Raw genomic sequence first — 11,768 nt, forward strand, 5'->3', positions numbered from 1 at the left:
TTCCACTAGTGAGAGGAATTCATCTTTGTCCGGAACATTTAACGACATTATTATCATCGTTGCACTTAATTTATCATCTGACGTGGTCCATGCGAAATCTACTTTTTACTTGAATCTTTGCTTGATTCCCCGATTCTTTTAACAGTATAACATATCTCATCTTATATCACCTGAACTTATTTTGCAAGTCTTTTAACCGGACCATAGACACTACCTGCTTCCATTAAGCACTCTAACTATGATTATGCCACTCGACCAATAGTAAAACCGCAAGACATGCAGAGGGCGTCGTAACAAAAAGCTATGAATGCCAGAAACCAGTAATCCGTAAGGGGTGTAAGATTGTCTAAGGTTATTAGGGCAAGATATGAGAGGGGCGTACTCAAGCCACTAGAGCCTCTAGAGTTTAGAGAAGGAGAGGAAGTGACGATTAAGATTATAGAGGTTGGGGAGAGGAGGAAGCTCCTTAGGAGGCATCGGGGGGCTTTGGGTCGTGCTCCCAAGGAGCTTCTCGATAGGTTCATGTTGGAGGCTGAGGAGCAGTAATGCTGTTCCTAGACACCAACGCTATAATCTATTACCTCCACGACGTTAAACCCTACTCTCAAGCTGTAGAGGACATGGTATCGAGTGAGGACGAGCTATACACTAGCATCCGCGTAATAGACGAGGCAGTATTCACCATCGTGAGGACCAAGGCATGGCTGGAGCTAGGGATACGGCGTATAGAGAAGCTGAGAGAATACATCAAGACCCACGGCTACAAGTTCTTCGAGGCGGAGCTAAACGAGCTAACCACGCTACTAAAGGACGCGAAAGTGACCGTACTAGAAGATAAAGCGAAACCCCAAGAACTCATCGATACAGCCAGAAAGCATCGCCTACTACCCGCAGACGCCCTAATAGCGTTAACCTGCAAACACTACGGCATAGAGAGGATCCTAACATTTGACGAAGACTTCAAACGAGTACCCTGGCTAACAATCCTCCCCTAAGGGATGAAATTCCATAGAGGCAGCGAAACACTTTACAAGTAGGGATCCGTAGAAGGCTAATTACTACTCGGAAGGTGACTATTACCTATTAGATTAGAAAGGGCTCATCCCTTTCTATGCCTAGTAAGCCCCTTATAGATGCACTCGCCTCCACAGCACGATACGATTAGCTCAGCCAACTCCCGGGGATCCATGCTTCTAAGGGTCGAGGATAGAAACTCGACAAGCCACTCCCTATAAGACGAATATGGAGCGGGTAATGCCTCTCGTAAACCCAGTATCTCCTCGGGCGTCTTGTGCCAGAAGGGTTCTATTCCAGCTTCTTTTTCTGCTTCTTTGAAGGATTCGTCGAGTAAATTGAGATATTTTACTATTTCATGATGAGATTTTCTTCTATCACCTAACTTGTTTTTTATTTTTGTCCAATATCGACTTAGTAGCTCATTCCGATATTTTTGCCAAATAGGATCCTCTTCATTTGCTTCGTTTACCATTCTTGCCAATTCTACTAATGTGTAGTATGGGTTTCTTATTTGGTTGGCGTAGGCTTGTTTGTGTTTTCCTTGATATTTTTTGGTGGGGAGGATTTGGGCTATTTGTTTGGCGTATTCCCAGCTTGCTTTTAGTATGTATTGGTATATTTTTCCCTGTCTTTTATGCCGTGTTTTAGGGCTTCGTTGAGGAGTATGGCTGTGAGCATCCATGGCGGCCTCATCTTGTTGTCTGGCCTGAATAGTTCGTGGCGTCTCTTTATTTTTTGTATGAGTTTCCTGATGTAGGGGTCCTCCACCTCCTTCTCCCTCTGGAGGAGTTCGTTGTAGGCCCTGTCGTATTCCGCCTGTAGCTGTTCGTAGGCCTCGTCTATGGTTGTGTCAACTATGTACTGGTCTATTTCTTCCCTCGTTAGCTGGGGTGGTGCTGTCTCCTCTAGGTACCTTCTCTTGTTCCTCAGGCTCCGGATCATTAGCCTTATAGCTATTCCGGCGGCAAAGCCGAGGATTTTGTCGCTCAACTGAGCCGTCCCCGGGCTCTGGAGATGATCTGTTGTAGCTAAAAATATGATAAATATCGTGTGGTAGGCCTGGCTGGGCGGGGAGAAGGTTTCTTCGGAGGGTGAGATGGGATGGAGCATCTTTGCGAAATAGATGTATACAGGACAGGTATGTGTAATTTATATGCAATTCTGTACAAATTCCTATATAAGTTATAAAAATACATAAATAATAATGATGAGTCTATTATAGTCGGTGGTAGAATGGATCTGAAGGCAGTGGCTGGAGCACTGTTCATTATAGGACTCCTAATCGGGGTAGGAATAGGTTATCTCCTCTACTATGGTAAAGGGGTACAGGCGACCACTGAGACCACGACTGTAACCAAGACGATGACTGAGACGACTACAAAGACGCAGACTAAGCTGGTGAAGGAGAATTACACGATACGCCTCGCATACGATCCCAGCGTGGGATTGTACCTAACCGACTCCAAGGGCATGACGCTCTACATCTTCGCGAAGGACGTAAACGGATCCTCCACCTGTTACGGCGAGTGCGCTAAGAAATGGCCGGTGTTCTACGTGGATGAGATAAAGCCGTCGCCAGGGCTGGATCCAAAGGACTTCTCGATCATAACACGGAAGGATGGCACTAAACAGGTGGCCTACAAGGGATGGCCCCTATACTACTTCTTCAAGGACGAGAAGCCCGGAGACATAAAGGGTGATGGGGTTAAGAACGTCTGGTACGTGGCTAAGCCCGACTACACGGTGCTGGTGGGTTACAAGGAGGGTCTAGGCCTCTACCTCGTCGACTCCAGGGGTATGACGCTCTACTACTTTGCAAAGGACGTTAATGGGACCCCGGCTTGCTATGGGGCTTGCGCGAGCAAGTGGCCGGTATTCATGCCTCCAACGCCTCCCGGCGAGTTCGTCGTGCCCTCTATCCTGAACATAACGGACTTTAGCTTCGTGCAGAGAAGTGATGGCAAGATCCAGGTAGTCTACAAGGGCCACCCACTGTACTACTGGGTGAACGATAAGGCTAGGGGAGAGACCACCGGCCATATGGTAAAGAATGTGTGGTTCGTCGCTAACGTCAAAGGCGTATTACCCTAGCCATCCGGGAGGAAGTATGAAATACAACCTCATCCTCTTTTTATTGTCTGGAGAGTGTTGATTGAAGGAAGACAAGAGGCTGAAACTCTTATTGGCTTGGCTGCTGGAGGGGAGTAGAGGAGGAGCTACGAGGGCCCGCATAATGCTTGAACTTAAAGATAACCCGAGTAACCCGAACCAGCTGTCGAGGCGTCTTGGATTGAACTATAGGACTATAATCCACCATTTGGAGGTATTGGAGCGGCATGGCTTGGTGGAGAGGATAGGCAGTGGTTATGGGGCGCCGTATACTCTAAGCGATCTCGCACTGGAGAACTGGGATGTTATTTTTGAGGTGGCTTGCAGGGTTTTAGGTGATGGGGAGTGTTCACGTTCTGGGACCTATTAATAATATTAGTAATAATTCAGATAGTAATAGTGGCTGGGATCATATACCTGGTCTTCAGGCTGGTTAAGTTCCCCATAGGCATACGCTTGACGTTGATATCGTTGCTCTTCATGATCCAGGGAATACTAGGCATACTGATATACAATAATTGGAAGAACCAGGGGTATGGGCCCGAGATCTCAAAACCCCTGATAGCACTGCAATCAACCATAATCCTGGGGCTACTCCTACTATACGATATAGTCAGGAGGTAGTGTTTAGGGGGTCTTCATTACGTAGATGTCGTTGCTTAGGGCTACCGCCTCGGTGAATATCTTCTCCGGGTTAACGTTGGATGGATCGTAGACTATGGGTTTTGGCGGGTCGCTGTCCCATCTGTACTCGTCGAGTATCTTGCGGATCCTCTGCTTGACTTTATCCACGGCTAGTCTAGAGTAGTATATTGTGCCTAGGCTTCTCGCAGTCATCTCAACGATATGATCGTCTCCCCTCTCAGCGTGTATATGGGGGTTTCTTGACTCGACCTGGTATACCGTTACGCCTTCTGGTAGTAGGGGGCACGCGTTGGAGGAGAGGTCGAGGTAGCACCTCTCTAGTAGATCTATGATCTGGAACGGCTCGATGGCGAATCCACCGGCCCACCTCAGCTTCAAGGCTAGATCTATTGACAGCGCGTGCTCGCCGCTGTTGGCTGTCTGTATGATGTCGGTTTCCACCCTCTTATGTATGGTTAGCGCGTAGTTGATTATAGAGTTGGTGGTCCTGGAGACCCTGCCCCTCCTCCTCAGGTAGACGTCGCTCGCGGCCAGCTTCCCCTTGAAGGGCCACTTTATCCTGATCATCGTGTATGGAGTGGGGGATAGTGCGAAGCCCGAGTAGTAGATCCATGCATACTCGTGGGCTGCGCCTGGGACATAGTTGTCGCTGTCGATGAAGCCCACGTACCTCATCCCGAGCCCCGCGGCTATTAGTACTCCTAGGAGCATGCCCTCGCCCTTTCCCTTCCTAACCGTCCCCGTCTCGGGGTCTATCATGGACTCCAGGCTCGTCCCAGAGAGGACCTCCCCCCATATCGGGTCGCGTTGGTGGACTACCACGACGGTCCTCCTGGTCGAGGTGTGGAGTGTGCGGGCTAGCTCCACCTCATACATGTACCTGTCAGCCGGCTTCCTAGCTGACGCCGATACTAGTATGATTGGGCTGAGGTGGGGGATCGCCGACATTACTCCTTCGAGCGTGAGTAGGTCTTCGTTCTTGACTGGGATCACGATCGCGGTCTGGTGTGCTATGTTTTCCGAGATAGAGCAGTCGAGGATGTACGATCCCCTGTGGCCGCGGTAGCCGTTTGCATCGAGTTCAAGCACCTTGATTACGTCGTAGATCCTGACTGCTCCATAGGTCTCGAAGTGTTGCGGGTACTCGATTAGCATTACAACGCTACCCCTCAAGTATAGTAGTGATTATAAGGTTTATGTGTTCTACACAAGTCATGCCAGGAGAATATAGTTAAAATATAACTATGTTATTTATATATCGCAGGTGGGGCACCCACCAGCATAGTCCTCGCTAGCCACAACTACTTCAACAATCTTACCAACCTTCCCATGGCCAAGCCTCAGCCTCTTCCTACCAGCCGTATGCCTCGTCACGCTACCCCCTCCTCCACTCTCCGCGACTGTAGCCTTCTCAGGCTCGCGCGGCTCGGGCTCCACTATAACGCTCGGCTCGTCGTCGCGAGAGGAATCGACCTCTATCAGCTTCTGCCTCTGTTTAGGCTGCTTCTCAGGCTCCCCCTTGCCCTGCTTCTCACCGCCGCCATGCTTCTCCTTCTCACCCTTTACGCCGAAGTATATCACTTGCTGGCTCTTGCTCTTGTCCCTGTACACTGTTGTCCCCTTGATTCCAAGCTTCCAAGCCAGCAGGTAGACCCTCCTGACCGTCTCCACGGGCTCGTCGTGCCTTAGGTTGATGGTTTTACTCGTGCCGGCATCGATCCACGCCTGCCATACGGCTTGGTGGAGTAGGTGCCACTCGGGGTCTATGTCGTGGGCAGTCTTGAACAGCCTCCTCAGGCTCCTCGGAATCCACTTCAGGTGTTGCACGCTCCCGGACTGCGCTATTTCCTCGATGACCTCTGGCTCGTCCATCTCCCTCTTGGCTAGCTCTTCGAGGAATAATGGATCCACTTCGAAGAACTCTCCCACCGAGACCCTCCTCAGGAATGCTAGCGCGAAGAGCGGCTCGATGCTTGAGCTCGCCCCCGCTATTATGCTTATGGAGCCTGTGGGCGCTATGCTGAGTAGCGCCGCGTTCCTCATTCCATACTCCCTAGCCTTCTCCTTGATACTGCTCCAGCTGGTCTCTGGCTTGGTGGATAGGATTCTCTTCAGGGTGCTGCTGGGGGGCTTTGTGTAGTCTCCTGAGCCCGTTTCCTCCGCTACTACTCTCAGGTAGTCTTCGACATCGTTGTATGGCAGGGTTTCGTGGAGCCATCTATACTTCTCGGGGTCCCATGCCGGGAAGGGTCCCTTCTCCCTAGCTATCTCTATGCTCTCCGAGTAAGCGTTCCACGCTATCCACTCGGCCACGTGCCATGCTAGTCTTATCGCGTCAGGGCTATCGTAGGGTATCCCGAGCCTGATGAGCATGCGGGCCCAGCCCATGACGCCTAGGCCCACCTTCCTGGTCCTCCTGGTAGCGTCCTTTATCTGCTGTAGGGGCGGGTCGTTGGCGTCGATTACATTGTCTAGGAACCTGACCGCGGTCCGCACGTCCCTTCCAAGGGAGTCCCAGTCGATAGAGGGACCCTCCGGCGTGTCTATAACGTACTTCTCCAGGTTTATACTGCCCAGGTTGCATGATTCCCACGGGAGTAGGGGTTCCTCGCCGCAGTTGTGGTTGAGTATCCCGTTGGCTATGTAGGAGTGCGTGACCGGGACCGTGAAGTCGTAGAACTCCCTAACACCTACATCGTCGACCGAGTCTATAGTCGCCCACACGCTGTCCTCGCTCTTCGATGTTATAGTATTGCTCCCGTCTAACGCGCCATCTTCGTATTTAATCAGGGACCTGAATATTATGGCGCTGCGCCCCCTGATCAGGAGTCTGTATACATCTCCGCCCCTGCCCGGTTTCTCGCCTCCCCTCTCTAGAACCGTGTATATTCCGAGCATAGTTAGCAGTACCTGTAGATCCTTCAGCAAGCCCAGCGAGCCGCTAGTCAATACGATCGAGCCATCCCAGTCTACACGGCCGCTAGCCGTGAATAGCCCCTTCAAGAACGCCCTCAGAGCGTTATAGGATAGCCTCCAGACGGTCTCCGGAAGCCCGGCCACATGCGCATCAGCAGCCGTCTCCAGCATAACACCTGCGCTCGCGGGGCGCGTAGAGCCCTCTCCCGCTCCAGCCAAAGTTGCCACCGTAGTACTCCCTTCGGCAACGATACTCTCCATGCCAGAGAGCTGGGATGGAGCCCTTTTACCGGCATTCTCGCCTATCGCTAAACCGAGCATGAAGGCCTTATCCTCGCCTAGGTCGTGATCTCCCCTGATTACACCGTCTAGGAGCCCGGGGTGGAGCCTTCCCAGGAGTATCTTGTCGCCCGGCTTCAGGTCTCTAGCCTCCCTCCAGCCCTTCGGCGTGAGGAACTTGTGTTCCCTTGTCACGGTTATCTCATAGCCCTCCCTTGTCCTCACCTTTAACGCGGGCTTCCTGCCTACATACCATATCCATGCCCTGGTCGCCTTAGGTACTTGCAGCTTAGGGATCCCTCCAGGGACGGAGCCGTTTATGGGTTCCTCGCCCTGGCTAGTTACCAGTTCCACCTCGTATGCTACAGGGATGCCTCCCTCGCCGAGGTGTTCTTTGTCTATCTCTACGGGGACATAATTGCCCCTTCTCTTCGCCTCTTCATACAGCTCGGACGCCTTTATCCATCCCCTAGGCGTTAGTATCCTGGTGTCACCCGAGACGCAAGGGTTGGTGGCGTTGATCTTGCCGATATACCATGTCGGGTGCCGCCTGTTTATCACGTCTATATTGAGATAGCCTGGATCACCGCTATCCCAGGCGCCCTTGACTATCTCATCGAATAGTTTCTGCGCGTCTACCCATTTCGCTATGGCCCCCTCTTCCTCGGCTATCACCAGGGCCTCGTCCAGTGTGACTATGACCGTCTCGTCCAGGCCCACGCTCCCGCCCTTCTCCTCAAGCTCGTCTATTATAACTTCCTGGACCCACTCCTCATCCATGTAGTGCCTTGCCCTTACTATCGCATAGTAGCGTGAATCGTAGCCCTCGCTTTTCCTCAAGTCTGTTAGCCTAGGATTTATGAGGGGCCACTCCCTCCCCTCCTCGACGTACTTCATGAACAAGTCATAGAACCCGACGCTGATGTTGAAGTTCTGCAGGTTTACGTCCTTCAACTCGCCAGTCTTCGACTTTATGAACTTCTCTATATCCGGGTGCCATACATGCATCACGCCCATGTTGGCTCCTCTTCTCTTACCGCCCTGCTTGATCACGTCGGTGGCCGTGTCGAACAACTTCATGAAGCTAAGTGGACCACTGGCTAATCCACCACTACTACTAACAACATCGCTTTCCGGCCTGAGCTCCGAGAAGTCGTAGCCTGTCCCGCCGCCGTGCTGGTGTATTAGGGCCTGGGCTCTAACTGCATCCATTATGCCCTCCCCGTCGGGGGTTGACATTGAATCCCTGACGGGGACGACGAAGCAGGCTGATAGGATGCCTAGCCTCGTCCCTGCATTCATTAGGGTTGGACTGTTGGGTATGAACCTTAGATTACTCATTATATCGTAGAACTTCTCTTCAAGCGACTTGATCTCGTCCTCGCTCCTACCGTAGGCCTCGTCGACCCTGGCTATGTGCCTAGCTACCCTTCTAAACATCATCTGCGGGGTCTCTCTATACCTCCACGTCTTAGTATCCTTCAAGAGGTATCTCGCTTCCAGAACCTTGATCGCGTTAAACGTTAAGAGGAGGTCCCTCGGGTCAAACCCGCTCCACCGGCCCTTGCCATACACGTCGTTATAGATCTTTGCTAGCTCGAACCTCTTAGCCGCCTCAAACCACTTGGGGTTGGATATGCCCCGGACCACCATTAGCCTAACGATCCTATCCGATATTGTCATGGTGAAGGGCGAGCTCTCCCCCTCTAGCTCCTCTAGGAGACTGCCTAGTAGTTCCTCGGCGTCGCTCTCCCCGAGTCCAGCCGCGGTGACGGCCTTTCTTATGCTATTCCTAAGCTTCTCTACGTCGAACGGCTCCTTTCTCATATCCCTCTTGATCACGTATTCTAACGCCATTACCGGCCACCGGCACGTTCCCGCTCTTTAAATAGTAGAGCGTTGCCAGGTCCCTGTGCCTCCTATAGCTGTTGGGCCCCGGGTGTGTTAGGTCTTCTGAGCCCTACCGATTCTAGAGTTGCTTGTTCTAGTCAAGTGGGTGGTATTACCAATTCAATCTAGGCATCAGGGGCTTATCCTTGAAATATAGGCGTCGGCACCGACTATAGAGTACTATGGAGCTAAGCTACGAGGACGGCGGTGGTCGAATCGCCCAAAAGCAGCACTGGCAAGTCGAAAAGGAAGGGCTCTAGAAGGGAGCGTAAGTGGACGATCAACATCGAAGAGATGACTTCTATAGTGGCCTCGGAGGTCGTTAGCAGGACCGGGCTAGACTACCTAGGGTTAAGGGAGGCCGAGCTGAGAGACGTAATAGAGCCTATAGTAACCGGTATAGTCGAGGCGAGGAAGACGAAACCCACTGCCGAGAGCATCATTAAGAGGATAGTCAACTCAAGGCAGACGCTCTACAAGGCTATAGCGGCGAAACTCCTAGAGAGAGATACCCTCAGCCTGGAGCAACTGGAGTTTATAGTGGCATACGCTCCGGAACTCGCTGGTAGGGTGGCGCCTAAGCTGTATCGTATCGCCAAGGAGTTGAACGCAGATTATATCGTGGATACGCTCAGGTACCTGTGGCAGAGGTATGGGACTCCTACACGAGTGAGATGTCCTTACTGCGGCTTCAATTCTGTGACTCCCGACTTGACTTGCATAGTATGTGGTAGAAGTGTCGAGGAGAGGGACCTCAAGGAGGAAATCGGATTTGACAGGCTATTGGCCGATCTCGCCCGGTCCGGCCACAGGGACGTTGTCGAGGAGATCTTGAGGGCCGGATTCGCGGTGTACGATGGAGAGATCTATCCTCCTAGCCTGCGTAGCAGGCATCCCTACGGTGTTATATTGTACCTGACTAGGCGCGAGAAGACGCTTTTGAAGTCGTTACTCTCTGGAGAAGAAGAGTGATGCCCCGGATTCAATACAGTATCCACATATTCTCTCACCTCGTCGAGTATAACCCCCGCACAACTCGCAGTATCCTGTATTTATCTTCCTTGATAGTTTTATTATCGTCTTGGAGCTGCTGAACTCCAGTTCTGGCCTATTGCCTAGGATCGAGAGCAGCGGGATCTTCGCTGGGATAGTGGTTGTGCAGAGCGGATCCAGTTGCAAACCCTTAAGAAAAGCGTAAGCCGATAATGCCTCGCCCTCTATATTAGCTATCGGAGAGAATATCGGTGGCCTAGTCCATGGTATTGCAGGTAGAGCCTCACTCAGGGCGTCGGTCCTGGAGCTTAGCAACGCCTCTAGCCCTATAGTGTTTATGCAGGTTCTAGAAAGGGGGAATGCTATTACATCAGCGTTGAGCTTCTTCGCACGGCTTAGTGCCCACGCGCGTTCGTATCTGATGCAGTGTATTGGTCCTTGGCTTTTCGGGAGGGGGAATTCTTCTATGAGGCTTGAGGACTTGACCCAGCGTCCAATCCTATCTACTATGGATTCTATCATGTTGTTTTTATTGAGTTGGCTTGGAGCTAATACGTGTAGCTCGACGTTGAACTTGGACTCGACGATTGATAGGAGTAGTAGTGATGCGAGAGAGTGCATCGGCTCGCTGGGCCTGACCACGGCGAGTATTCTGGATCCTGGTGTTAGTAGGCCCGATTCGCCTATGGTTCTCTTGACAGTCTTGGATAGTATCCTCTCTAGGCATATAGTGCAGAGTCTATGGCCGCTGTAGGTCCTGTAGTAGAGCGCGTCTCTTTTCTTGCAGACGTCGCATTTTACCATAGCTGCTGTCCCGAGGGTTTTGGCTCGTGTCTAGGCTCTTTAGCTATAGAGCCCGCTAGCGTAATGTTTATATAGAAGTGATACCCCCTTGGACTCTCGGAGTTGAACTAGGGAAAAGGTGACAGGAGATGGCAGCAGGAGTACCCGTACTGATACTGAAGGAGGGAACCCAGAGAACCTATGGACGAGAGGCTATAAGGGCGAACATCCTAGCCGCCAAGGTTCTAGCCGAGATACTAAAGACCAGTCTAGGGCCAAGGGGCCTGGACAAGATGCTAGTAGACGCTTTCGGCGACATAGTCGTCACCAACGACGGAGCAACCATAGTAAAGGAGATGGAAGTACAGCACCCAGCTGCAAAGCTACTAGTCGAGGTGGCAAAGGCCCAGGACGCCGAGGTAGGCGACGGGACCACAACCGTCGTAGTCCTAGCTGGCACGCTCTTGGAGAAGGCCGAGAAGCTTCTAGACGAGAACATACACCCGACAACCATCATAGACGGATACACCAAAGCCCTAGAGAAGGCCCTCAAGTACCTAGACGAGATAGCCGTCCCGGTAAACGTTGAGGACGATGAGACCCTGAGGAGGATAATCGACACCACGATCTCAAGCAAGTTTGTGGGCCATGGCCCGGAGAAGGAGAAGATTATAGAGCTGGTCCTCAACACGATCAGGATAATCGCCGAGAAGAAGGGAGAGGGCTACGAGGTAGACCTAGACAACGTAAAGATCGAGAAGAAGAAGGGAGGAAGCCTACTGGACAGCAAGCTCATCCGCGGTGTTGTGATTGATAAGGAGGTTGTTCATCCTGATATGCCTAGGGTTGTTAAGAACGCCAAGATAGCGGTACTAGACACTCCACTAGAGGTACAGAAGCCCGACCTATCAACCAAGATACGGGTCACCGACCTCGACCAGCTCGAACAGTTCCTAGAGGAGGAGACCAAGCTGATCAAGGAAATGGTAGAGAGGATTGCTGCTACTGGTGCTAGTGTTGTTGTTACTCAGAAGGGTATTGATGAGGTTGCTCAGCACTTCCTCGCTAAGAAGGGTATTATGGCTGTGAGGAGGGTGAAGAGGAGCGACATAGAAAAAATAGCCAAGGCAACAGGA

12 protein-coding genes are annotated in these 11,768 nt (G+C 51.7%); 7 read left to right on the plus strand and 5 right to left on the minus strand.

All coding sequences use genetic code 11. The features are described from left to right. Nucleotides 1-342: 342 nt before the first annotated feature. Both F7C38_08310 and F7C38_08315 read left to right on the plus strand, forming a co-directional pair. Nucleotides 343-546: an antitoxin family protein gene (locus F7C38_08310; GenBank protein MCE4601535.1), complete on the plus strand. Its 204-nt coding sequence runs from the start codon at nucleotides 343-345 to the stop codon at nucleotides 544-546. Beyond that, nucleotides 546-995, plus strand: coding sequence for a PIN domain-containing protein (locus F7C38_08315; GenBank protein MCE4601536.1), 450 nt, complete (start codon nucleotides 546-548; stop codon nucleotides 993-995). Before F7C38_08310 ends, F7C38_08315 begins: the two co-directional genes overlap by 1 nt. 104 nt (nucleotides 996-1,099) lie before the next feature. Here the strand turns inward: F7C38_08315 and F7C38_08320 are convergent, their stop codons facing one another. Beyond that, nucleotides 1,100-1,699, minus strand: a complete 600-nt coding sequence (locus tag F7C38_08320; GenBank protein ID MCE4601537.1) for a hypothetical protein — start codon at nucleotides 1,697-1,699, stop codon at nucleotides 1,100-1,102. After that, complete coding sequence (locus F7C38_08325; protein ID MCE4601538.1) at nucleotides 1,618-2,007, minus strand: hypothetical protein; 390 nt, start codon at nucleotides 2,005-2,007, stop codon at nucleotides 1,618-1,620. The genes F7C38_08320 and F7C38_08325 overlap by 82 nt, the downstream gene beginning before the upstream one ends. 243 nt (nucleotides 2,008-2,250) lie before the next feature. Between F7C38_08325 and F7C38_08330 the strand changes: the two genes are divergently transcribed. The 3 genes from F7C38_08330 to F7C38_08340 all read left to right on the plus strand — a co-directional run bounded on the left by F7C38_08330 (nucleotide 2,251) and on the right by F7C38_08340 (nucleotide 3,750). Further along, nucleotides 2,251-3,108 carry a hypothetical protein gene (locus F7C38_08330; GenBank protein ID MCE4601539.1) on the plus strand — a complete coding sequence of 286 codons (858 nt, stop codon included), beginning with the start codon at nucleotides 2,251-2,253 and terminating at the stop codon, nucleotides 3,106-3,108. 61 nt (nucleotides 3,109-3,169) lie between these two features. Then, a complete protein-coding gene (locus tag F7C38_08335; protein MCE4601540.1) occupies nucleotides 3,170-3,496 on the plus strand; it encodes a winged helix-turn-helix domain-containing protein in 327 nt (108 codons plus the stop codon). Continuing rightward, on the plus strand, nucleotides 3,472-3,750 hold the full coding sequence (locus F7C38_08340; protein MCE4601541.1) for a hypothetical protein: 279 nt from the start codon (nucleotides 3,472-3,474) through the stop codon (nucleotides 3,748-3,750). The genes F7C38_08335 and F7C38_08340 overlap by 25 nt, the downstream gene beginning before the upstream one ends. A 3-nt stretch (nucleotides 3,751-3,753) precedes the next feature. Here F7C38_08340 and mpgS read toward each other — a convergent pair whose 3' ends face one another. Both mpgS and F7C38_08350 read right to left on the minus strand, forming a co-directional pair. Continuing rightward, nucleotides 3,754-4,926, minus strand: a complete 1,173-nt coding sequence (mpgS, locus tag F7C38_08345; GenBank protein ID MCE4601542.1) for a mannosyl-3-phosphoglycerate synthase — start codon at nucleotides 4,924-4,926, stop codon at nucleotides 3,754-3,756. Between the two features lie 96 nt (nucleotides 4,927-5,022). Further along, the gene (locus tag F7C38_08350) at nucleotides 5,023-8,823 is read right to left on the minus strand and encodes a hypothetical protein (GenBank protein ID MCE4601543.1); all 3,801 of its coding nucleotides are present in this window, start codon (nucleotides 8,821-8,823) and stop codon (nucleotides 5,023-5,025) included. Nucleotides 8,824-9,063: 240 nt separating this feature from the next. On the opposite strand from F7C38_08350, the gene F7C38_08355 reads away from it, so the two are divergent. Continuing rightward, nucleotides 9,064-9,828, plus strand: coding sequence for a hypothetical protein (locus F7C38_08355; protein MCE4601544.1), 765 nt, complete (start codon nucleotides 9,064-9,066; stop codon nucleotides 9,826-9,828). Here F7C38_08355 and F7C38_08360 read toward each other — a convergent pair. Further along, the gene (locus tag F7C38_08360; protein MCE4601545.1) at nucleotides 9,805-10,653 is read right to left on the minus strand and encodes a hypothetical protein; all 849 of its coding nucleotides are present in this window, start codon (nucleotides 10,651-10,653) and stop codon (nucleotides 9,805-9,807) included. The genes F7C38_08355 and F7C38_08360 overlap by 24 nt on opposite strands. 128 nt (nucleotides 10,654-10,781) lie before the next feature. Between F7C38_08360 and F7C38_08365 the strand changes: the two genes are divergently transcribed. Beyond that, nucleotides 10,782-11,768, plus strand: a 987-nt coding sequence (locus tag F7C38_08365) for a thermosome subunit (protein MCE4601546.1), incomplete at its 3' end; no start/stop codon positions are given.

It is taken from the genome of Candidatus Thermodiscus eudorianus (genome assembly GCA_015521085.1).
GTDB classification, from domain to species: Archaea; Thermoproteota; Thermoprotei_A; order Sulfolobales; family Acidilobaceae; genus Thermodiscus; species Thermodiscus eudorianus.

What these genes read in the sequence shown, in the direction of transcription:
- F7C38_08315 (MCE4601536.1), top strand. Translation starts at nt 546, where the DNA reads ATGCTGTTCCTAGACACCAACGCTATAATCTATTACCTCCACGACGTT.
- F7C38_08320 (MCE4601537.1), bottom strand. Translation starts at nt 1,699, where the DNA reads ATGGATGCTCACAGCCATACTCCTCAACGAAGCCCTAAAACACGGCAT.
- F7C38_08360 (MCE4601545.1), bottom strand. Translation starts at nt 10,653, where the DNA reads ATGGTAAAATGCGACGTCTGCAAGAAAAGAGACGCGCTCTACTACAGG.
- F7C38_08350 (MCE4601543.1), bottom strand. Translation starts at nt 8,823, where the DNA reads ATGGCGTTAGAATACGTGATCAAGAGGGATATGAGAAAGGAGCCGTTC.
- F7C38_08330 (MCE4601539.1), top strand. Translation starts at nt 2,251, where the DNA reads ATGGATCTGAAGGCAGTGGCTGGAGCACTGTTCATTATAGGACTCCTA.
- mpgS (MCE4601542.1), bottom strand. Translation starts at nt 4,926, where the DNA reads ATGCTAATCGAGTACCCGCAACACTTCGAGACCTATGGAGCAGTCAGG.